Below are 21,598 nucleotides of genomic sequence, written 5' to 3' on the forward strand. Positions count from 1 at the left end.
CCCCGGCGCCAGGAGGCCGCCCTAGAGGTCGACCTCCTTCATCAGCATGCCGACCTCGGTGTTCGACAGGCGGCGCAGCCAGCCCGACTTCTGGTCGCCCAGGGTGATGGGGCCGAAGGCGGTGCGGACCAGCTTCTCGACGGGGAAGCCGGCCTCGGCGAGCATGCGGCGGACGATGTGCTTGCGGCCCTCGTGCAGGGTGACCTCGACGAGGTAGTTCTTGCCGGTCTGCTCGACGACCCGGAAGTGGTCCGCTCGCGCGTACCCGTCCTCCAGCTGGATGCCGTCCTTCAGCCGCTTGCCCAGGTCGCGCGGGATCGGGCCGACGATGGCGGCGAGGTAGGTCTTCTTCACGCCGTACTTGGGGTGGGTCAGCCGGTGCGCCAGCTCGCCGTGGTTGGTGAGCAGGATTACCCCTTCGGTCTCCGTGTCCAGGCGGCCGACGTGGAACAGGCGCGTCTCACGGTTGGTGACGTAGTCGCCGAGGCACTGGCGGCCCTCCGGGTCCTCCATCGTCGACACGACACCGGCGGGCTTGTTGAGGGCGAAGAACTGGTACGACTGGGTCGCGACCGTCAGGCCGTCGACCTTGACCTCGTCCTTCTCCGGGTCGACCCGCTTGCCCTGCTCCAGGACGATCTCGCCGTTGACCTCGACCCGCGCCTGCTCGATCAGCTCCTCGCAGGCGCGCCGGGAGCCGTAGCCCGCGCGTGCCAGGACCTTCTGCAGCCGCTCGCCCTCCTGCTCGGCGCCCGGGAAGGTCTTGGGCAGCTTGACGTCCTTCTTGCCCGCGTACCGGTCGCGGTTGCGCTCCTCGACCCGGGTCTCGTACTCACGGGAGCGCGCGGGGGCCGTACGACCGCCCTGCTGGGGCTTCTTGGGGCCGCCCTTGGCGCCGCCGCGGGCCGCGCCGCCGCGCCCGGACTTGGGGCCCTCCTTGGTGGCGCCGGGGCCCACGTCGTAGCGGCGCTCCTCGGGGCGGGGCTTGCGGGGACGGCCCTGCCCCTGCCGCTCGTCCCTGTCGTTGCCGGCGCCACGGTGGTTACCGCGTCCGCTGTTCCTGCCGCTGCCGCTGCCGCTGCTTCGCATCAAAGTTCCGTCGTCGTCGTGTCAGGCATGTTCGTCGCCGCGGCCGTCGTCCGTGTCCGGGGCATCCGGATCGAACGACGGTACGGCTTCCTGGGTCTCGGCCTCGATCGCCTCCGCCTCCGGGAGGAAGGGCGCGAGCTCCGGGAGTTCGTCCAGGCCGCGCAGGCCCATCCGTTCCAGGAAGTAGTTCGTCGTCCTGTACAGGATCGCACCTGTTTCGGGTTCCGTGCCCGCCTCCTCGACCAGACCCCGCTGCAGCAGGGTGCGCATCACGCCGTCGCAGTTCACCCCGCGTACGGCCGAGACGCGGCTGCGGCTGACCGGCTGGCGGTAGGCGACGACCGCCAGGGTCTCCAGTGCCGCCTGGGTGAGGCGGGCCTGCTGGCCGTCCAGGACGAAGCCCTCGACGGCGGGCGCGTATTCGGGGCGGGAGTAGAAGCGCCAGCCGCCCGCGATCAGTCTCAGCTCGAAGCCGCGTCCCTGCACGGTGTACTCGTCGGCCAGCTCGCGCAACGCGTCCGCGATCCGCCGCCGGGGCCGCTGGAGTATCTTCGCCAGGTGTTCCTCGGTCGCGGGCTCGTCCACGACCATCAGGACGGCCTCCAGGGCGGGCTTGAGTTCGAGGTCCGCGGCGCCGCGCGGGCCCACGGGGAGGTCGGTGGTCTCCTCGCTCACGTCTTCTTCTCCTCCTCGGGCTCCTCGGGCGGCCGGTCGAACTCGTCCGTGACCATCGGTGCCGTCTCCCCGTCCCCGCCGGTCCAGCGCACGATCAGCTCGCCGAGCGCGGCCTCCTGGTCCAGGGCGACGGCCTTCTCGCGGTACAGCTCCAGCAGCGCGAGGAAGCGGGCCACGACGGTCAGTGTGTCGTCGGTGTCCTCCACCAGTGCCCGGAAACTGGCCTCGCCCAGCTCCCGCAGGCGCGCGACCACGATCTGGGCCTGCTCCTGCACGCTGACCAGGGGCGCGTGGATGTGGTCGACGTACACCTGGGGCTTCGCCCTGGGCTGCATCGCCTTGACCGCGAGCCGGGCGAACCCTTCCGCGCCGATGCTGATGACGACCTCGGGCAGCAGCTCGGCGTGGTGGGGTTCCAGGCCGACGGTACGGGGGTAGCGGCGGGCCTCTTCCTCCAGCCGCTCGTTGAAGATGTCGGCGATCCGCTTGTACGCCCGGTACTGGAGCAGCCGTGCGAACAGCAGGTCGCGGGCCTCCAGCAGCGCCAGGTCGGCCTCGTCCTCGACCTCGGCGGCGGGCAGCAGCCGGGCCGCCTTCAGGTCCAGCAGCGTCGCCGCGACGACCAGGAACTCGGTCGTCTGGTCCAGGTCCCAGTCCGGCCCCATCGCGCGGATGTGTGCCATGAACTCGTCGGTGACCTTGGACAGCGCGACCTCGGTGACGTCCAGCTTGTGCTTCGAGATCAGCTGGAGCAACAGGTCGAAGGGCCCCTCGAAGTTGGCGAGCCGTACCTTGAACACACCGTCGGGGGCACCCTCGGCCGCATCGGCCGGTACCGCCTCGGGTTCGGGTGCGCGGTCCGTCTCCGCGGTCACCGTCTCCGCCTGTGGCTCCGGCTCGGCATACGCCGGAGGGGCAGGCACCGGCGCGGGAACCGGCACAGGCGCGGGCGCGGCCACAGCTTCCTCTGCGGGCGGCGCCGCGGTCGGCGGGGCCGGAGCCGCGCCCGGGCCTCGTCCCAGCGCACGCCTGCGACCGGCGGGTGCACCGGGGGCGGGAACGTCGTTCGAGGTCATGGCCGTCGCAGGCTACCGCTTCCCGCCCGTGGAGCCGACTACCGCCCGCGCAGCCGCCGTACCAGGATGCTCGCCTCGCCCCGGGACTCCAGGTCGGCCAGGACCACGGCCACCGCCTCGCGGACGATGCGGCCGCGGTCCACCGCCAGGCCGTGTTCGCCGCGGAGCACCAGGCGGGCGTGTTCGAGGTCCATCAGTTCCTCGGCGGAGACGTACACCGTGATCTTCTCGTCGTGCCGCTCGCGTCCGCTGGGCCGCCGGGCCGCCGCTCTGCCACGCTTGCGCGGCTGTGCGGCGGCAGAACCTTCCTGCGCCGCCGTCCGGGCCCGGGTGGAGCGCTCCCGGCCGCGGGACTCCCCGGCGTCGCCGGGCTCGGTCTCGACCGCCGCCACGTGCTCCGCGCCGTCGCCGTCACCGCTCTGCACGGGGACGGCCTGGGGCGCGTCCTCCGCCGCGGCGGTCGCCGGGTCGCTCTCTCCCGCGGGAGCCGGCACCCGGGCCTCGCCGTTGGCCCCTCGCCGGGGAGTGGACGCCTGGAGCGCCGTCCCCCCTGTCGTGCGGAACAGTTCGTCGGCCCCGGGCAGACTCACTCGGCGTGACACCGGGCGAGCACCTCCCTGGCGAGCTGGCGGTAGGCGGCGGCGCCGACGGAGTTGGAGGCGTACGTGGTGATCGGCTCACCGGCGACGGTGGTCTCCGGGAAGCGGACCGTGCGCCCGATGACCGTGTGGTAGACGTGGTCGTCGAACGCCTCGACGACACGCGCGAGCACCTCACGGCTGTGCACGGTGCGCGAGTCGTACATGGTGGCGAGGATCCCGTCGAGCTCCAGCTCCGGGTTGAGCCGCTCCTGGACCTTCTCGATGGTCTCGGTGAGCAGCGCGACACCGCGGAGGGCGAAGAACTCGCACTCCAGGGGGACGATCACCTTGTGGGCGGCCGTCAGCGCGTTCACCGTGAGCAGGCCGAGCGAGGGCTGACAGTCGATCACGATGTAGTCGTAGTCGGGCAGCAGCGGCTTGAGGGCGCGCTGGAGCGTGGACTCGCGCGCGACCTCGGAGACCAGCTGGACCTCGGCGGCGGACAGGTCGATGTTGCTGGGCAGCAGGTCCATGTTGGGGACCGCCGTCTTCAGGAGCACCTCGTCCGCCGACATGCCCCGCTCCATGAGCAGGTTGTAGACGGTGAGGTCGAGCTCCATCGGGTTGACGCCGAGACCGACCGACAGCGCGCCCTGCGGGTCGAAGTCCACGAGCAGCACGCGCCGGCCGTACTCCGCGAGCGCGGCACCCAGATTGATGGTCGACGTCGTCTTGCCGACGCCGCCCTTCTGGTTGCACATCGCGATGATCTTCGCGGGGCCGTGGTCGGTCAGCGGGCCCGGGATCGGGAAGTACGGCAGCGGGCGTCCGGTGGGACCGACGCGCTCACGGCGCTGGCGGGCCGCGTCGGGCGCGAGCGTGGCCGCGTACTCGGGATCGGGCTCGTACTCGGCGTCGGGGTCGTAGAAGTGCCCCTCGGGCAGTTCGTCGTAGTCGGCGAAGTGGTTGTGGGGCGCGCCACTTCCGTCGCCGGCCATGGCGTTCACGTGATGGCCATCCATGCTCTGGTGTGCTGGCTGAGTCACCACTGAACTCCGGTGACTCTGGTGGGCTGCGAAGGTGCGCACAGCAACGGAGCCGACAGCCTCGAGCCCCGTGGAGCCCTGGCCCCGCGCGGACATTCCTGGTTGACCACCCCCGGGAGAAAATGTCGACTCATTCACAAGTCGTCTTACCTCCTTGGTGACCAGGAAACTTCTAGACAGGTCAGCGTGGCACCATGCCGACGGTTGGCGACTCTATGGCGTGTCGGCGGTCCGCAGCAACACAATCCGCCGGACCCGACGGGATGTGTCGGCAATGAAACATCCCGCTGTCAAGGGCGTACGGCCGTCGCACAGCAGGTTTCACCGGTGTGCGAATCGGTCGAAGGGTTACGTTCGAGGCGAGTTGACCGCAAGTCGCAAAGTGACCATACACACATCCGGCCGGACCTTGTCGGGCAAGGTCCGGCCGGGTACGCGGCGTTGACGACCTGTGTTGACGTATCGCCTTTTACCTGTTGGTGACTTAGCGACCGCGAATCAGCCGAGCAGCGTCTCGAGGTCCACGTGCTCCAGGCCGTGCGCCTCGGCGACCTCCCGGTAAACGACCTTGCCGTCATGGGTGTTGAGGCCCTTGGCCAGCGCGGCGTCGCGGCGCAGCGCCTCCACCCAGCCCTTGTCGGCCAGCTCGACGATGTAGGGCAGCGTGGCGTTGGTCAGCGCGTAGGTGGAGGTGTTGGGCACCGCGCCCGGCATGTTGGCGACGCAGTAGAAGACCGAGTTGTGGACCCGGAAGGCCGGCTCGGCGTGCGTGGTCGGGTGGGAGTCCTCGAAGCAGCCGCCCTGGTCGATCGCGATGTCGACAAGGACACTTCCGGGCTTCATCCGGGACACCAGCTCGTTGGTGACCAGCTTCGGGGCCTTGGCGCCCGGGATGAGGACGGCGCCGACGACGAGGTCGGCGTCGAGGCAGGCCTTCTCCAGCTCGAAGGCGTTGGAGACGACGGTCTGGATCTTCGTGCCGAAGATCTTGTCCGCTTCCTTGAGCTTGTTGATGTCCTTGTCGAGCAGGGTCACGTGGAAGCCCAGGCCGATGGCGATCTGCGCGGCGTTCCAGCCGGAGACGCCACCGCCGATGATGACGGCCTTGCCGGCCGGCACGCCGGGCACGCCGCCGGGCAGCACACCGCGACCGCCGTTCGCGGCCATCAGGTGGTAGGCGCCGACCTGCGGGGCCAGCCGGCCCGCGACCTCCGACATCGGGGCGAGCAGCGGCAGGGCGCGGCTCGGCAGCTCGACGGTCTCGTACGCGATCGCCGTGGTGCCGGACTCCAGGAGGGCGTCCGTGCACTCCTTGGAGGCGGCCAGGTGCAGGTAGGTGAAGAGGATCTGGTCCTTGCGGAGGCGGTGGTACTCCTCGGCGATGGGCTCCTTGACCTTCAGCAGCAGGTCGGCGGTGGCCCAGACCTCGTCGGCGGTCTCCAGGATCTGGGCGCCGGCCGCCACGTACTCCTCGTCCGGGATCGAGGAGCCGACGCCGGCGTTCCGCTCGACGACGACCTGGTGGCCGTGGCGCACCAGCTCGTGCACGCCTGCGGGGGTGATGGCCACCCGGAACTCGTTGTTCTTGACCTCGCGGGGGATGCCGACCTTCACGTCGATCACGGTCCTTGGCTCAGGGGGGTATGGGGGCATAGCTAGACATACCCGGGCATGCACGGCACACCGGGAGACACCGCAGGAGAACGCGCGGCAGAGCCAGTTTAATGAAGGCGTTCCGCCTGTCTAGCCTTTCATTGCATCAATCTTCGCCGGATGTACTGCGGATTTCGCAGGCGCTAGCGTCGTGTTTCGGCTCTTTCTCGCCATCGGGGCCCTCCTCGGGCCCCTCCCCCAGCATGCGCTCGGCCGCCGAGCGGTGCAGCCGAGCGGCGGCGGGATCGCCGAGGCGTTCCAGGGTGTCGGCGAGCCGCAGCTGGACGGCGGCCTGCAGCCGGACGTCGTCGGCGCGGCGCGCCCACTCCACCGCCTCCTGGCAGGTAAGCAGCGACTCCGCGGGCCGTCCGGCGTACTCCTGGACCCGTGCCACCTCGCTCAACGCCCGTGCGTGGGCGGCGACATCGCCGTCCTTGCGGTACACCGCGGCGGCGGCCCGCCAGTTCCTGAGCGCCTCGCCGTAGCGGCCCGCGAAGGTGTGCGCGCCGGCGATACGGCCGTACAGCCGGGCGGCGTCCGCGCGCTCGCCCCGGGCCAGGCGCTGCGCCAGCGCCCGGCCGAACCAGTCGGCGGCCCGGTCGTAGTCCCCCAGCTCCTGGTGGGCACCCCCTACGGATTCCATCGCGCGGCCCGTCGCGTACGGGTCGTTCGCCTCGCGTGCGGCGTCCAGCGCGGCCCGGTAGCGGGCCAGCGCGTCCCGGGTGCGCCCGGTCCGGGCGTCCAGGTCGGCGAGGTTCAGCAGGGCCGCGGCCTTCTCGCGGGGCAGGTTCCGGCGCTCGGCCACGTCCAGGACGAGGCGGTGCACCCCGTACAGGTCGGGGGCGGCGGCCTGGGTGCCGAAGTGCGCCGCCATGGCCCTGACCAGCTGGGACATCAGACGGCGGGCCAGCGTGTCCAGCTCCCCGTCGGCGACCGCGAGGCGGACGGCGGCCAGCAGGGCGGGCCGGCGCACCCGCAGCCAGTCCTCGGCGGCCCGCGGAGTGGGGAAGCGCAGCTCGGGCGGCAGGCCCTGGAGTTTCTCGCGGAGCTCGGGATGGTCCGTCTCCGTGATCGCCCGGCAGGACTGCAGCAGCCGCACGGTCCGCTCCAGCATCCGCGCCCGGGCCAGCTGGAGCTCCCCCGGGCGGTCCTGGGTCTCGGCGAGCGCGCGCAGCAGCGGGTGCAGGCAGCCGGGGACCACGTACTGCGGCAGCGGGGAGCCCACCGCCCGCAGCAGGCCGAGGGTGACGAAGTCGTCCAGGGTGGCGCGGGTGCCGTTCACCGAGGATCCGGCCAGGGCGGAGGCGGTGTGCGGGTCGACCAGGCCGGCCGGGGCCAGGGAGAGCAGGCGCAGTATCCGGGCGGCCGGCCCGGGCAGGTGGTCGTAGACGAGCCGGAAGACGCGGGACAGGGGCGTGCCCTCGTCGGCCTCGGCGTGCAGGCGCTTGGCCAGGTCGGAGACGGCCGCCTTGGGACGGGCGGCGAGCCAGCCGCCCGCCAGGGTGAGCGCGGCGGGGTGCGCCTGGCACACCTCCACCAGGGTCTCGGCGGCCCGCGGGTCGACGGTGATGCGTACGGAGCCGGTGTAGCGGGTGAGCAGCTCCAGCGCCGACTTGGTGTCGAGGCCGCCCAGGGTGCACGGGCGGACGTCCGCGATCCCGGTGAGCGGGCCGCCGGACACGGCGACGACCAGGCACTCCGGGGTGTCCGGCAGCAGCGCGTCGACCTGCTCGGCGCTCGCCGCGTCGTCCAGCAGGAGCAGCGCCCGCCGCTCGGCCAGCGCCCCGCGCAGCGTCTCGGTCAGTTCGTCCTCGGCGGCGCCGGCCGGGGTGGGCAGGCCCAGGGCGGTGAGCAGCTCGCGGGCGGTGCGCTCCAGGGGAACGGGGGTCCCGTCGGGGTCGCTCAGGCGCCCTCTCAGTACGCCGCCCTCGTAACGGTGGGCGATCTGCCGCACGAGTTCCTCGGCGAGGGCCGTGCGTCCGGATCCGGGGCGGCCCGCGATGAGGAGCACCCGCGCGCGGGGGGCCTTGCGGCCGGAGAGGGTGTCCAGGCCCGCGCGTTGGATGTCGGCGCGCAGCTCCTTCAACTCCCTTGTGCGGCCCAGGAAACGGCCCGCCGCGGTCGCGTCGCCGGACAGCCGTACGCCGTCTGTGTCCACCGCCTGTTCCGCCACGGGCCACACTCCCGTCCCACCGCACGCCGGTGCCCGCCGGGACTCCGGTTCGGGCGTTTCCAGAGCCTAGTTCACGCTCTGCTACGGTCCGGGCGGAGCACGGCGGAGACATCCCCCGATCGGATCAGGCGATCGTCATACCGGAAGGGTCGCGGGGTCGTTCAGGACTCGAAGGGACGCGCCGGCCACGGCGCCTCCGCCGGGCGCAGCGCGTCGAGGCCGTCGCCGGCGCGGGCGGCGACCAGCGAGAGGACGCCGACGACGAGGCAGTTGTTGTGCAGATCGCCGGCGAGCACGCCACGGACGAGCTCGTCGAGCGGCACGCGCGCGTGCTCCATGTCGGACTCCTCGTCCTCGACCTCGAAGCGCTCCCCCTCGGCCTCCGCCAGTCCACGGGCGAGGAAGATCCGCACGGCCTCGTCGCAGCCGCCGGCGGTGGTGTACACGTCGGTCAGCACCCGCCAGTCCTCGGCCTTGACGTGCGCCTCCTCGTACAGCTCGCGCTGGGCGGCGTGCAGCGGGTTCTCACCGGGCACGTCGAGCAGGCCGGCCGGGATCTCCCACAGCTTGTGCCGCACCGGGTGGCGGTACTGCTTGATGAGCAGCACACGGTCGTCGTCGTCCAGGGCGAGGACGGCCACGGAGCCGGGGTGGACCTGGTAGTCGCGGCGGACCACCGAGCCGTCGGGCATGACCACGTCGTCCGTGCGGACGGAGGTCTTGTTCCCGGTGAAGGGGGTCTCCGTCGCCCGGATCTCCCACTCCTCGGGGGTGTCCTTGATCGTCATGCCCTGTCCTTCCACATGTGCAAGAGAAACCGGCCGAAGACGAAACCGGGGTGCCCACCTTTTGAAGGTATGCACCCCGGCCACCGTACAACCGGTGTGTTACTCGGAGTTCTGGCCCGCGCCCGCCGCCCGCTGGCGCTCGACGGCCGCCTTCACCAGGCCCGCGAACAGCGGGTGCGGACGCGTCGGCCGCGAGCGCAGCTCGGGGTGCGCCTGCGTGGCGACCAGGTAGGGGTGGACCTCGCGCGGGTACTCGACGTACTCGACGAGCTTGCCGTCCGGCGAGGTGCCCGAGAACAGGATGCCCGCCTTCTTCTCCAGCTCGGCGCGGTAGGCGTTGTTCACCTCGTAGCGGTGGCGGTGGCGCTCCTCGACGTACTCCTTGCCGTCGTACACCTCGCGCACGATCGAGCCCTCGGCCAGCTTCGCCGGGTACATGCCCAGGCGCATGGTGCCGCCCATGTCACCCTCGCCCGCGACGATGTCGAGCTGCTCGGCCATGGTGGAGATGACCGGGTGGGCGGTGGCCGGGTCGAACTCGGTGGAGTTGGCGTCCGAGATCTCGGCGAGGCTGCGCGCGGCCTCGATCACGATGCACTGCAGGCCCAGACAGAGACCGAGCAGCGGGATCCGGTTCTCGCGGGCGTAGCGGATGGCGCCGACCTTGCCGAGCACACCGCGGTCGCCGAAGCCGCCGGGGATGCAGATGCCGTCGACGTCGGCGAGCTGCGCCTTGGCACCGGCCGGGGTCTTGCAGTCGTCCGAGGTGACCCACTTGATCTTGACGCGGGCCTTGTTGGCGAAGCCGCCCGCGCGCAGCGCCTCGGTGACCGAGAGGTAGGCGTCGGGCAGGTCGATGTACTTGCCGACCAGGGCGAGGGTGATCTCGTGGTCGGGGTTGTGGACGCGGTCGAGCAGGTCGTCCCAGGTCGTCCAGTCCACGTCGCGGAACGGCAGGTCCAGCTTGCGGACCACGTAGGCGTCCAGGCCCTCGCCGTGCACGGTCTTCGGGATGTCGTAGATCGAGCGGGCGTCGGGGCAGGCGACCACGGCCGCCTCGTCGACGTCGCACATCAGGGAGATCTTGCGCTTGATCGCGGTGGGGACCTCGCGGTCGCAGCGCAGCACGATCGCGTCCGGCTGGATACCGATGTTCCGCAGCGCGGCCACGCTGTGCTGGGTCGGCTTGGTCTTCAGCTCGCCCGAGGGGCCGATGTAGGGCAGCAGCGAGATGTGCACCACGAAGACGTTGTCCCGGCCGACCTCGTGCCGGACCTGGCGGACGGTCTCCAGGAAGGGCAGCGACTCGATGTCGCCGACCGTGCCGCCGACCTCGGTGATCACCACGTCCACCTCGTCCGTCGCCATGCGCCGGATACGGTGCTTGATCTCGTTGGTGATGTGCGGGATGACCTGCACGGTGTCGCCCAGGTACTCGCCGCGCCGCTCCTTGGCGATGACGGTCGAGTAAACCTGGCCTGTAGTGACGTTGGCGGAGCCGTCCAAGTCGCGGTCAAGGAAGCGCTCGTAGTGTCCGATGTCCAGGTCGGTCTCGGCGCCGTCGTTGGTGACGAACACCTCACCGTGCTGGAACGGGTTCATGGTGCCCGGATCGACGTTCAGGTACGGATCGAGCTTCTGCATCACGACGCGCAGGCCCCGGGCCTTGAGCAGCATGCCGAGGCTGGAGGCGGTGAGGCCCTTGCCGAGAGAGGAGGCGACACCCCCGGTGACGAAGATGTGCTTGGTCGTCGTAGTGCTGTTTCGAAAAGCAGCGGGCGGCATGGCCAAGAGGGGGCTCCCGTGGTCGCGGTCTGGGGTGCGGGGCGGCTGCCGGCCCGGAGAATCAGGGTTTTCTCGCGGAGGCGCCGTCGCTGCGGTTCGGGGGTTTCGTGCCCACCGGTCCACGGGCTACCAGGGTATCAGCGCCTCGGCGGGATGGCGTCCGGCCACGCTCCGCGCATGTGTCGACACGGACATGCCGCGAGCACGGGTTTCTCACCCGTGGCTCACTCGTTCGGCTCACACGGGTTGCCCGGAGCGGCACGCAGATCATCTACGTGCGTCGTATCCTGCTCGGACACTCGCTGCCGAGTTCGGCCGGAAAGCACGGCACCACCCCCGCCTGTAAGCCACCGGAACAACGAGAGCTCGTCAGTTCGTTGAGCAAAGACTGTCGTTTTGCCTCAGGGCTCGGCGGGCTGCTTTGCTTCACCGCTCAACGACGCTTAACAACGACCCCTTGACCGCACTAGCGACAGCCCCCTTTTTCCCGGGGGCGACGTGGCCGTTCGACTGGAGTTGCACGTGGCCGGGCGCATCGAAGACTACGCACTCATCGGAGACATGCAGACCGCCGCTCTGGTCTGCCGGGACGGCACGGTGGACTGGCTGTGCCTGCCCCGCTTCGACTCGCACGCCATCTTCGCCGGCCTGCTGGGCACCGAGGAGCACGGCTTCTGGCGGCTTGGCCCCGCGCACGCGGCCGACGCCGAGCCGCCCACGGCCGCCCGGCGCACCTACCGGGGCGACTCGCTGATCCTGGAGTCGGAGTGGGACACCCCGCGCGGCACGGTCCGCGTGACCGATTTCATGCCCCCGCGTGACGGCGCCCCGCAGCTGATCCGGATCGTCGAGGGCGTCACCGGCCGGGTGCCCATGCGCTCGGCGCTCAGGATGAGGTTCTCCTACGGGCGGGTGGTGCCATGGGTGCACAAGCACGACGGGCGCACGGTCGCCGTGGCCGGACCGGACTCTGTGTGGTTCGACACGTCCGCCGAGACCTACGGGAAGTCGCTGACCACGTACGCGGACTTCACGGTCGCACCGGGTGACCGGATCGCGTTCACGATCTCGTGGGAGCCCTCGCACAAGCAGCCGCCCGCGCTGCCGGAGCCGGAGCAGTCGCTGCAGGCGACGGAGGACTTCTGGCGCGAGTGGGTCGAGCACTGCACGTACCACGGGCCGTACCGCGAGGCGGTGGTCCGCTCCCTGATCACCCTCAAGGCGCTGACGTACGCCCCGACCGGCGGCATCGTCGCCGCGCCCACCACCTCCCTGCCCGAGGACATCGGCGGTGTCCGCAACTGGGACTACCGCTACACCTGGCTGCGCGACGCGGCGATCACCCTGTCCTCCCTGCTGCGCACCGGCTACCGCGAGGAGGCCCGCGCCTGGCGTGAGTGGCTGCTCAGGGCGGTCGCCGGCGACCCGGAGAACCTGCAGATCATGTACGGCATCGCGGGCGAGCGCGAGCTGGGCGAGGCCGAGCTGGACTGGCTGCCCGGCTACGAGAACTCCGCCCCGGTCCGGGTCGGCAACGGCGCCGCGCACCAGCTCCAGCTGGACGTGTACGGCGAGGTCACCGAGGCCCTGCACCTGGCCCACATGACCGGCCTGGCCCGCAACGACTACGCCTCCCTGCTCCAGCTGAAGCTGATCCGCTACCTGGAGGACCACTGGGACGAGCCGGACGAGGGCATCTGGGAGGTGCGCGGGCCGCGCCGCCACTTCGTGCACTCCAAGGTCATGGCCTGGGTCGCGGTGGACCGCACCATCAAGCTGATCGAGTCCGGCGACGCCGACGGCCCGCTGGAGCGGTGGCGCGAGCTGCGCGACGACATCCACCGGGACGTGTGCGAGAAGGGGTACGACAAGGAGCGCAACACCTTCACGCAGTCCTACGGCTCCAAGGAGCTGGACGCCTCGCTGCTGCTGATCCCGCAGATGGGCTTCCTGCCCCCGGACGACAAGCGCGTCATCGGCACCATCGAGGCGATCCAGCGCGAGCTGTCCACACCGGACGGCTTCATCCTCCGCTACCCGACGGAGGGGGACAGCGAAGGCGTCGACGGCCTGCCCGGCGACGAGGGGGCGTTCCTCGCCTGCTCGTTCTGGATGGCGGACGACCTGGCGATGATCGGCCGCGTGGACGAGGCCCGCAAGCTCTTCGAGAAGCTGCTGGCCCTGCGCAACGACCTCGGCCTGCTCGCCGAGGAGTGGGACCCGCGCCTGAAGCGCCAGGTCGGCAACTTCCCCCAGGCCTTCAGCCACGTCCCGCTGATCGACACGGCCCTGCGACTGACGGCTTCGGGCGCCTACGGCGGCTGACCCCGCCCCCGCGACGCGCCCCGCTGACCGGGCCCGCCTACGCTGGAAGCGGACGATTGCCCCTTTTCCGGAAGGGGGCAGCCATGGCTTCCCTCTCGAAGGCGGGCGCGGCTCTTCTGGAGCTGCGCGAGGATCTGACCGGCGATGTGTTCGCGCCGGGGGATCCGGGCTACGACGATGCCCGCACGGTGTTCAACGCCATGATCGACCGACGGCCGGCGGTGATCGCGCAGTGCGCGCACGAGGCCGATGTCGTGCGGTCCGTGCGCTTCGCCAGAGACCTGGACCTGCCCGTCGCGGTGCGCGGCGGCGGACACAGCGTCGCGGGCTCGGCCCTGGGCGACGGGGCGCTCGTAGTCGATCTGCGCCGGATGCACGACGTGGCCGTCGACCCGGCGGCGCAGGCGGTGCGGGTCGGAGGCGGCGCCACGATGAGCCACCTGGACCGGGCCACCCAGCCGCACGGCCTCGCCACGACCGGCGGCCGGGTCTCCACCACCGGCGTCGGCGGCTTCGTCCTGGGCGGCGGCTCCGGCTGGCTGGACCGCGCCTTCGGTCTCGCCTCGGACAACCTGCTCGGCGCCGAGCTGGTCACCGCCGACGCCGAACGGGTCCACGCGAACGCCGACGAGAACCCGGAGCTGTTCTGGGCGCTGCACGGCGGTGGCGGCAACTTCGGCGTCGCCACCGCGCTCACCCTGGAGCTGCACGAGCTGCCGGAGTTCTCCATCGCGCTGCTGGTCCACCTACCGGAGTTCGGCCGGGAGGCGGTCCGCACCTTCCGCGACATCCTCCGCGCCGGGCCGGACGAGGTGGGCGGCGCGGTGCTGTACATCACCGGCCCGCCCGAGGACTTCGTACCGCCGGAGCTGGTCGGCAAGCTGGTGTGCGCCACGCTGCTGACGTACGCGGGCGGGGAGGAGGACCTGCGCAAGCTCGCCGAGCCGCTGCTGGCGCTGCCGCACGAGGGGGAGGTCCTCGGCGTGATGCCCTACGCGGACGTGCAGTGCATGATCGACGATCCGCCCGGCATGCGGAACTACTGGTCGGCCGAGTACCTGACCGACCTGCCCGACGAGCTGGTGGACCTCTTCTGCGCCCGCGCGGACGCCATGCCCGTGCCGACCAGCACCCAGCACCTGATCTTCCCGCAGGGCGGAGCGATCGCCGCGGGCCCCGCCGACTACCCGGTGCCCTACCGGGACGCGCCGTGGGCGGTGCACCCCTTCGGCGTCTGGGCGGACCCGGCCGACGACGAGCGGACCATCGCCTGGGTGCGGGACGTCCGCGCCGACGTCCGGCCCTGGAGCACCGGCGCGGTCTACCTGAACTTCATCGGCGACGAGGGCCGCGACCGGGTGGTGGCGGGGCTGGGCGCCGAGAACGCCCTGCGGCTGGCCAAGGTCAAGCGGCGGTACGACCCGGACAACGTGTTCCGCTTCAACCACAACATCAAGCCGGTGTAGCCCGGGAGCCGAAGCTGTCTTCCGGGCGTTTTCGCAGGTAGCGTCCGCCGCATGGAGAGCAGCGCGGACAACGGCCGGTACGGCACCCAGGGCGCCGGGATCACCGTGCAGCGGGCGCTGGAACTGCCCGGACTGCGCAGCGGGCTGCCGGAGATCCTGGCCGGCGCCGACCGGCTGGGGCGCACGGTGCGCTGGGTGCACGCGGGCGAGGTGCCCAACATCGCCTCGCTACTGAAGGGCGGCGAACTGCTGCTCACCACCGGCTACGGGCTGGGCACCCGCCCGGCCGAGCAGCGGGCGTTCGTGCGCACACTCGCCGAGCGGGGCATCGCCGCCCTGGTCGTGGAGCTGGGCCCGCGCTTCACCCGGCTGCCCGCCGCCCTCGTGGACACCGCCCGCGCCACCGGGCTGCCGCTGGTCCAGCTGCACCGCGAGGTGCCCTTCGTCGCGGTCACCGAGGAGATCCACACCGAGATCGTCAACGGCCACTACGCGCTGCTGCAGCGGGCGGAGGAGGTGCACCGTCGCTGTACCGAGGCCCTGCTCGGCGGTGGCGGGGTGCCGCAGGTGCTCGGCATCCTGGCCGACTTCAGCGGCAACCCGGTCTTCCTGGAGACGACCGACGGCCAGCTGCTGTACGCCGCCGGGGCCGGGCCCGAGGGCGCGGACCCGCTCCAGGTGTGGGAGGGGCTGCGCGGCCCGCACAAGGACGCCCCGCCGCCGGCCGGTTCGGTGCTGGTGGACGTGCCGGGCGGCGGTCCGGGCACCGGGTCGGTGCGGGCGCGGCTGGTCCTGCTGCCGGTGCGCGGGCCGCTGGCCCCGGTGCACCGCATCGCCGCCGAGCGGGCCGCCGGGATCCTGGCCGTGGTGCTGATGCAGGCCCGGCAGGAGGAGGAGCTGGCGGCGCGGGGCCGGGGCGACTTCCTCACCGACCTCGCCGAGGGCCGTATCGCGGCGGAGGACGCCCCGGCGCAGGCCCGGGTGCTGGGCTTCAGACCGGGCGGCAGCCCGCTGCTGCCCGTCGTGATGCGCCTCGGGGACACGCTCTCGCCGGGCGGCGGCTGGGCGGTCCTGGCCCGCGCGGTCGCCGAGGAGCTGGCCTCGGTGGGGGTGCCGGTCCTGCTCGGCGTACGACCCGTCGAGGGCCGCGTCCCGCTGCTGCTGGGCCTGCGCTCGGAGTCGGAGCGGTCGGCGGTCGCGGACCGGGTCGCGGCGGCGCTGCGGGCCGGGGTGGAGCGGGCGGGCATGCAGCGGCCGGGGGCCCAGCCGCCCGTCGTGGTGGTCGGTGTAGCCGGCGGCTGGGCGGCCGCGTCGGCCGGTCTCCGGCACGCGGCGGAGACGGCGACGGCGGCCCAGGGCCTCACCGACCGGCCCTGGTACGACGCCCGCCGCCTGGACATCGACCTGCTGCTGTGGCGGCTGCGCGACCACCCGGACCTGGCGGCCTTCGTGGACCGGGCCATCGGCCCGCTGCGCGACCACGACCACCGTTCCAAGCCGCCGCTGCTGCCCACGCTGGAGACGTACCTCGCTCATGCGGGCCGCAAGGCCGAGACCGCCCGCGAGCTGCACCTCAACCGCCAGACGCTCTACAACCGCCTCGCCCGCATCGGCGAGTTGCTGGGCACCGACCTGGACGACCCGCAGACGGTACTGGCGTTGAGCCTGGCCCTGCGGGCCCGCCGGCACGTGTCCTAGCCGGAGCTCATGGCAGCGGCAGGGGCTGGGTCAACTCGTCATAGACGCTGAGTACTTGGGCGACCGTCTCGTCCTCCGTCGGCCAGGTCGCCGCCTGCCGTACGCCCCTGTCCCTGAGCTCTTCGCACCGCTCGGGATCCCCGAGCAGCCGGACGACGGCGCCCGCGAGCGCCTCCGCGTCCGCGTACGGCACCAGTTCGGCCGCGTCGCCCACGAGGTCGGGGATGCCGCCGACGGCGGTCGCGACGAGCGGCACGCGTGCGTGCAGGGCCTCCTGGGCGAGGACCGAGCGGGGCTCCCAACTGCTGCACAGCAGCGCGATGTCGGCGGCGGCGAGCAGCTCGCCGGCGTCGTCTCGGCGCCCGATCAGCCGGACCGGCAGCTCCTCGTCCTCGATCCGCCGCTGGAGCACCGGGCGCAGCGGCCCCTCCCCCGCGATGACGAGCAGCGGCACGGGGTCGAGGCGGCACCACAGGTGCGCCGCGTCCAGCAGTACGTCGTAGCCCCGCTGCCGGTCGAGGGAGCCGACCGCGATGAGCAACGGGCGGCCGGTGGCGCCGAGTTCGGCCCGGGTCTTGGGCCGCAGCCGGTCGGGGTCGTCGTGGTCCACGGGCCGGCGCGGGCCGGGCAGTGTGACGCCGGCGAGCCGGGCGTCCCGCGCCCCGGTCCGGCGCGCCCGGTCCACCAGGTCCGGGGTGGTGCCGAGCACCACGGCGGCCGTGCGCACCACCCGCCGCTCCAGCAGCCGCAGCAGGTGTGCCCGCGCCCCTTCGGCCCGGGCCCGGTTGTGCCAGGTGACGACGAGCGGGGTGGGCCGGCCGCTGAGGGCGAGCACGGTGCGGAAGGAGGCGTGCAGCCCGTGCGCGTGCACCAGGTCGGCGTCCGCGCAGGCCGCCCGCAGCGCGGCCACCGCCGTCGGGTCGCTGCTGCGGGGCACGTGCACATGGTCGGCGCCGACCCCGGTGAAGTCGTAGGTGTGATCCGCCTCGACGGGGGCGCACACCGTGACGCGCACGCCCCGCGCGACCAGTCCGGCGGCCAGGGAGCGCACATGCGCGCTGCTGCCGGCGTTGCCTCCGCCCAGGACCTGCACGGTGCGCAGCGGCGACTGACCGTGCGCTGAGGTACTGCTCGCGGGGCTCACGTGGCCGGGGCTCCTGGTTCGGCGTCGGGCGGTCACGAAGGGACGTCCAGAAGGTATCGAGCGGAGGGGTGGACCGCGCGCGCCTCCTGCACGGACTGGGTTCCCTGCCAAGGATGCCAGGACGTACGGGTGTTCCGGGAACGCCATGAACCGCCGACCGCGCCACGCACGGCCCCCGCCCGGATGAGCATCACCCACACGAGTGAACAACCGCCCATGCGCGCGAGCTTCACACCGAGCGCCCCGGCGTTCCCGCCCGAAGCCCGCCCGCTACCCGTCCGCGCGGGCCGCCGCCAGCAACTCCTCCGCGTGCGCCCGGGCCGTCTCGGAGTCCTCCTGGCCGGCCAGCATGCGGGACAGCTCGCGGATCCGCTCCTCGCCCTCCAGCACCTTCACGCCGGACCGGGTGACCGACCCGTCGTTGGTCTTCTCGACCAGCAGCTGCCGGTCGGCGAAGGCCGCGACCTGCGGAAGGTGGGTGACCACGACGACCTGCGCGGTCTTGGCCAGCTTCGCGAGGCGCCGCCCGATCTCGACCGCCGCCTTGCCGCCGACACCCGCGTCGACCTCGTCGAAGAGGTACGTCGGCACCGGATCCGTACCCGCGAACACCACCTCCACGGCGAGCATCACGCGCGACAGCTCACCGCCGGAGGCGCCCTTGGCGATGGGCCGCGGCGGCGCACCCGGGTGCGGCGCGAGCAGCAGCTCCACCTCGTCCACGCCCGACGGCCCGTACGCGACCGTACGCCCGCCGACCTCGACGCCCTCGGGGTCCTCGGTCTGCCGGATGTCGAAGGACACGCGCGCGTGCGGCATGGCGAGCGAGGCCAGTTCGGCGGTCACCGCGGCGGCGAACCGTTCGGCGGCCTCCGCCCGCGCGTCCGTCAGCGCCTGGGCCAGTCCGCCCAGCTCGGAGCGCAGCGCGTCCCGTTCGGCGGTCAGCTCACCGATCCGCTCGTCGTCGCCGTCCAGCTCGGTCAGGCGCGCGGCGCTCTGCTCGGCCCACGCCAGTACGGCGTCGATGTCGTCCCCGTACTTACGGGTGAGGGCGTTCAGCGCGGCCCTGCGCTCCTCCACCGCGGCCAGCCGCAGCGGATCGGCGTCCAGGTCGTCGGCGTACCCGGCCAGCTCGCCCGCGACGTCGCCCAGCAGGATCCCGACCTCGCCGATCCGGTCGGCGAGCGCGGCCAGCGCCGGATCGTGCGACCGCACGGCCTCCAGCGCCCGGTGCGCGCCCGCGACGAGGGTCGTCGCGTCGATGCCCTCGGGGTCCTCGGGATTGCCCGCGAGGGCGGCGTGCGCGACGGCCGCGGCGGACGCCAGCGCTTCGGCGTGCCCGAGCCGCTCGGCCTCCTCGGCGAGCTCCACGTCCTCTCCGGCCCTGGGCTCCACGCCGGCGATCTCGTCCAGCCCGTAGCGCAGCATGTCGGCTTCCTGGGCCCGCTCACGCGCGCGCGTGACGATCTCCTCCAGCTCGGCGGAGACGGCCCGCAGCCGCCGGTAGGCCTCGCCGTACTTGGCCAGCGGCACCGCGACCGCGTCACCCGCGTACCGGTCGAGCGCCTGCCGCTGCCGGGACAGCTTCAGCAGCCCCTGCTGATCGGTCTGCCCGTGCACGGCCACCAGATCGTCGGCCAGCTCGGCGAGCAGCCCCACGGGCACGCTCCGCCCGCCGAGGTGCGCCCGCGAGCGCCCCTCGGCGGACACGGTACGGCTGATCAGCAGGGCCCCGTCGTCCAGCTCGGCACCGGCCTCTTCGGCCCGTACGACGGCCGAGGAGGCGGCGGGCACGGCGATCCGCCCCTCCACGACCGCCTTCCCGGCCCCGATCCGCACGAGCGCCGGATCCGCCCGCCCGCCCAGCAAAAGCCCCAGGCTGGTGACCACCATGGTCTTGCCCGCACCCGTCTCACCGGTGACGGCGGTGAACCCCGGCGACAACTCGACGACAGCATCGTCGATGACCCCGAGCGACCGTATCCGCATCTCCTCCAACACGGGGAAGACCTTACGAGGTGGAAGCGATGAAGTGCGAGGCCCCCTGTCACCCGGGCGAGTGGACCCACCTCAGGGGACCGCTAGTGAGGCGCCCCCCGCCACCCGGACACCGGCAGCGCGAACTTCGCCACCAGCCGGTCGGTGAAGGACGCGTGGTGCAGCCGGGCCAGCCGCACCGGCACAGCCCCCCGCCGCACCTCGATCCTCGCCCCGGGCGGCAGCTCGACCGTCCGCCGCCCGTCACACCACAGGACCCCCGGCGGAATGTTCGGCAGCACCTCCACCGCGAGCACGGAGTTCGGCGAGGTCACCAGCGGCTTCGCGAACAGCGCGTGCGCCGAGATCGGCACCATCAGCAGCGCCTCCACCTCGGGCCACACCACAGGGCCGCCCGCGGAGAACGCGTACGCCGTGGACCCGGTCGGCGTCGACAGGACGATCCCGTCGCAGCCGAACCCCGTCACCGGCCGCCCGTCGATCTCCAGCACGACCTCGAGCATCTTCTCGGCGGACACCTTCTGCACGGCCGCCTCGTTCAGCGCCCAGTCGGTGTGCACGATGTCCCCGTTGCGGTGCACGACGACGTCGACGGTCATCCGTTCCTCGACCTCGTACGACTTCGTCACCACCCGGTCCACGACCTTGTCGAGGTCGTCCCGCTCGGCCTCCGCGAGGAACCCGACGCGCCCGAGGTTGATGCCGAGCATCGGCACCCCGGAGGCCCGCGCGAACTCCGCGCCGCGCAGCAGCGTGCCGTCGCCGCCCAGCACGATCAGCAGCTCGCACCCGTCGAGGCTGTGCGGAGTCGCCTCCGTGACGAGCTCCACCTCCGGCGGCAGCGGCAGGTCGCGCGCCTCGTCCTCCAGGACGCGGACCCCGATGCCGGACCGCAGCAGCCCCTTGACCACGAGCTCGGCACTGCGGATGGCCGCGGGCCGCCCGGTGTGCGCGAGCAGGAAAACAGTACGAGCTCGGTTCTGTGTCAACGCGGCCCCTCCGCCACTGCATGGTCGACATCGGCCGGGTCCAGTTCCGGTGCCCCGGCCCGCAGCCACAGGAAGTACTCGACATTGCCGGAGGGTCCGGGCAGCGGACTCGCCGTCACGCCCTTCACCCCCAGGCCAAGCTCCCAGGCCTTCTCGGCCACCCCCCGCACGGCCTCGGCCCGCAGCTGGGGGCTGCGTACGACGCCCCCGCTGCCCAGCCGTTCCTTCCCCACCTCGAACTGCGGCTTGACCATCATCACCAGGTCGGCGTCCGGCTTCACACACCGCGCCAAGGCCGGCAGCACCAGCCCGAGCGGGATGAAGGACAGATCACCCACGACAAGATCCACAGGCTCCCCATCGATCGCTTCAAGCGTCAACTCGCGTACGTTCGTACGGTCCTTGACGGTGACGCGTTCATCACTCTGCAGAGACCAGGCGAGTTGTCCGTATCCGACGTCGACGGCGACGACGTGCGCGGCGCCCGCGCGCAGCAGGACGTCGGTGAAGCCGCCGGTGGACGCGCCCGCGTCCAGCGCCCTCCGCCCCTCGACGACCAGCCCCCGCGGGACGAAGGCCTCCAGCGCGCCCGCCAGTTTGTGGCCGCCCCGGGAGACGTACTCCGGGTCGCTGTCGTCCGTCGTGACCACGATGGCCGCCGCGGTCTCCACCTGCGTGGCCGGCTTGGTCGCGACGATCTTGCCGACGGTGACCCGTCCGGCGGCGATCAGCTGGCTGGCGTGCTCGCGCGAGCGCGCGAGCTTCCGGCGGACCAGCTCCGCGTCCAGACGGCGGCGTGCGACTCCTGCCACGTTCGGTTCAGCTCCTGTTCCCGTAGGGCGTCGGGGGCGCCGGGGGTCCCGGGCGGGCGTCCAGCGCGGTCAGCGCGTCGCGCAGCCCCCGGTGTACATCCTCGTACACCTCCACATGGCCGTCGGTGGCGAGGTGGTCGGCGTCGGCCAGCCGAGCCAGCCGGGCGTCGACCTCGGCGTCGCCGGTGGGGGTGCGGGGCACGTTCAGCGGGGCGGGAGCGGCGGGGTCGGTCTCGGGTTCGACCGGAACCTCCGCCTCCGCGCGCACCTCGGCCTCGGGCACAGACTCGCTCATGCCCA

Annotated in this window: 17 protein-coding genes; 3 read left to right on the forward strand and 14 right to left on the reverse strand. The window is 72.3% G+C overall.

What is annotated here, in order from left to right; genetic code table 11:
* Nucleotides 1-21: 21 nt before the first annotated feature.
* The 9 genes from ACZ7L0_RS33115 to ACZ7L0_RS33155 all read right to left on the reverse strand — a co-directional run bounded on the left by ACZ7L0_RS33115 (nucleotide 22) and on the right by ACZ7L0_RS33155 (nucleotide 10,866).
* Nucleotides 22-1,089, reverse strand: a complete 1,068-nt coding sequence (locus ACZ7L0_RS33115; RefSeq protein WP_471246222.1) for a pseudouridine synthase — start codon at nucleotides 1,087-1,089, stop codon at nucleotides 22-24.
* 21 nt (nucleotides 1,090-1,110) lie between these two features.
* Entirely contained in the window at nucleotides 1,111-1,764 is a 654-nt protein-coding gene (gene scpB, locus ACZ7L0_RS33120; protein WP_471246223.1) for an SMC-Scp complex subunit ScpB, read from the reverse strand.
* The gene (locus ACZ7L0_RS33125) at nucleotides 1,761-2,840 is read right to left on the reverse strand and encodes a segregation and condensation protein A (RefSeq protein ID WP_471246224.1); all 1,080 of its coding nucleotides are present in this window, start codon (nucleotides 2,838-2,840) and stop codon (nucleotides 1,761-1,763) included. Before ACZ7L0_RS33125 ends, scpB begins: the two co-directional genes overlap by 4 nt.
* 38 nt (nucleotides 2,841-2,878) lie before the next feature.
* Nucleotides 2,879-3,442: a hypothetical protein gene (locus ACZ7L0_RS33130; RefSeq protein WP_471246225.1), complete on the reverse strand. Its 564-nt coding sequence runs from the start codon at nucleotides 3,440-3,442 to the stop codon at nucleotides 2,879-2,881.
* Entirely contained in the window at nucleotides 3,427-4,563 is a 1,137-nt protein-coding gene (locus ACZ7L0_RS33135) for a ParA family protein (RefSeq protein WP_471246226.1), read from the reverse strand. The genes ACZ7L0_RS33130 and ACZ7L0_RS33135 overlap by 16 nt, the downstream gene beginning before the upstream one ends.
* A gap of 402 nt (nucleotides 4,564-4,965) precedes the next feature.
* Nucleotides 4,966-6,090, reverse strand: a complete 1,125-nt coding sequence (gene ald / locus ACZ7L0_RS33140; RefSeq protein ID WP_471246227.1) for an alanine dehydrogenase — start codon at nucleotides 6,088-6,090, stop codon at nucleotides 4,966-4,968.
* 136 nt (nucleotides 6,091-6,226) lie between these two features.
* Nucleotides 6,227-8,293, reverse strand: coding sequence for a tetratricopeptide repeat protein (locus tag ACZ7L0_RS33145; protein ID WP_471246228.1), 2,067 nt, complete (start codon nucleotides 8,291-8,293; stop codon nucleotides 6,227-6,229).
* Nucleotides 8,294-8,454: 161 nt separating this feature from the next.
* On the reverse strand, nucleotides 8,455-9,081 hold the full coding sequence (locus ACZ7L0_RS33150; protein ID WP_471246229.1) for an NUDIX domain-containing protein: 627 nt from the start codon (nucleotides 9,079-9,081) through the stop codon (nucleotides 8,455-8,457).
* Between the two features lie 99 nt (nucleotides 9,082-9,180).
* Entirely contained in the window at nucleotides 9,181-10,866 is a 1,686-nt protein-coding gene (locus ACZ7L0_RS33155) for a CTP synthase (RefSeq protein ID WP_471246248.1), read from the reverse strand.
* Between the two features lie 522 nt (nucleotides 10,867-11,388).
* Between ACZ7L0_RS33155 and ACZ7L0_RS33160 the strand changes: the two genes are divergently transcribed.
* From ACZ7L0_RS33160 to ACZ7L0_RS33170, 3 genes are all read left to right on the forward strand, one after another.
* Entirely contained in the window at nucleotides 11,389-13,191 is a 1,803-nt protein-coding gene (locus ACZ7L0_RS33160; RefSeq protein ID WP_471246249.1) for a glycoside hydrolase family 15 protein, read from the forward strand.
* An 83-nt stretch (nucleotides 13,192-13,274) separates the two neighbouring features.
* A complete protein-coding gene (locus ACZ7L0_RS33165; protein WP_471246230.1) occupies nucleotides 13,275-14,657 on the forward strand; it encodes an FAD-binding oxidoreductase in 1,383 nt (460 codons plus the stop codon).
* A 51-nt stretch (nucleotides 14,658-14,708) separates the two neighbouring features.
* Nucleotides 14,709-16,355, forward strand: coding sequence for a PucR family transcriptional regulator (locus ACZ7L0_RS33170; RefSeq protein WP_471246231.1), 1,647 nt, complete (start codon nucleotides 14,709-14,711; stop codon nucleotides 16,353-16,355).
* Between the two features lie 7 nt (nucleotides 16,356-16,362).
* Here the strand turns inward: ACZ7L0_RS33170 and ACZ7L0_RS33175 are convergent, their stop codons facing one another.
* The 5 genes from ACZ7L0_RS33175 to ACZ7L0_RS33195 form a co-directional block, all read right to left on the reverse strand.
* Complete coding sequence (locus tag ACZ7L0_RS33175; RefSeq protein ID WP_471246232.1) at nucleotides 16,363-17,499, reverse strand: glycosyltransferase family 4 protein; 1,137 nt, start codon at nucleotides 17,497-17,499, stop codon at nucleotides 16,363-16,365.
* 270 nt (nucleotides 17,500-17,769) lie between these two features.
* Nucleotides 17,770-19,488 carry a DNA repair protein RecN gene (gene recN, locus ACZ7L0_RS33180; RefSeq protein WP_471246250.1) on the reverse strand — a complete coding sequence of 573 codons (1,719 nt, stop codon included), beginning with the start codon at nucleotides 19,486-19,488 and terminating at the stop codon, nucleotides 17,770-17,772.
* A 92-nt stretch (nucleotides 19,489-19,580) separates the two neighbouring features.
* The gene (locus ACZ7L0_RS33185; protein WP_471246233.1) at nucleotides 19,581-20,486 is read right to left on the reverse strand and encodes an NAD kinase; all 906 of its coding nucleotides are present in this window, start codon (nucleotides 20,484-20,486) and stop codon (nucleotides 19,581-19,583) included.
* Nucleotides 20,483-21,298, reverse strand: coding sequence for a TlyA family RNA methyltransferase (locus ACZ7L0_RS33190; protein ID WP_471246234.1), 816 nt, complete (start codon nucleotides 21,296-21,298; stop codon nucleotides 20,483-20,485). Before ACZ7L0_RS33190 ends, ACZ7L0_RS33185 begins: the two co-directional genes overlap by 4 nt.
* Nucleotides 21,299-21,305: 7 nt before the next feature.
* The gene (locus ACZ7L0_RS33195) at nucleotides 21,306-21,593 is read right to left on the reverse strand and encodes a hypothetical protein (protein WP_471246235.1); all 288 of its coding nucleotides are present in this window, start codon (nucleotides 21,591-21,593) and stop codon (nucleotides 21,306-21,308) included.
* Nucleotides 21,594-21,598: the final 5 nt, after the last annotated feature.

The sequence above is a fragment of the Streptomyces sp. NPDC039424 genome (genome assembly GCF_055639495.1).

Coding starts and splice junctions, on each gene's coding strand:
- ACZ7L0_RS33170 (WP_471246231.1), top strand. CDS start 14,709: ATGGAGAGCAGCGCGGACAACGGCCGGTACGGCACCCAGGGCGCCGGG.
- ACZ7L0_RS33155 (WP_471246248.1), bottom strand. CDS start 10,866: ATGCCGCCCGCTGCTTTTCGAAACAGCACTACGACGACCAAGCACATC.
- ACZ7L0_RS33115 (WP_471246222.1), bottom strand. CDS start 1,089: ATGCGAAGCAGCGGCAGCGGCAGCGGCAGGAACAGCGGACGCGGTAAC.
- recN (WP_471246250.1), bottom strand. CDS start 19,488: ATGCGGATACGGTCGCTCGGGGTCATCGACGATGCTGTCGTCGAGTTG.
- ACZ7L0_RS33135 (WP_471246226.1), bottom strand. CDS start 4,563: ATGTCCGCGCGGGGCCAGGGCTCCACGGGGCTCGAGGCTGTCGGCTCC.
- ACZ7L0_RS33165 (WP_471246230.1), top strand. CDS start 13,275: ATGGCTTCCCTCTCGAAGGCGGGCGCGGCTCTTCTGGAGCTGCGCGAG.
- ACZ7L0_RS33125 (WP_471246224.1), bottom strand. CDS start 2,840: ATGACCTCGAACGACGTTCCCGCCCCCGGTGCACCCGCCGGTCGCAGG.
- ACZ7L0_RS33150 (WP_471246229.1), bottom strand. CDS start 9,081: ATGACGATCAAGGACACCCCCGAGGAGTGGGAGATCCGGGCGACGGAG.
- ACZ7L0_RS33195 (WP_471246235.1), bottom strand. CDS start 21,593: ATGAGCGAGTCTGTGCCCGAGGCCGAGGTGCGCGCGGAGGCGGAGGTT.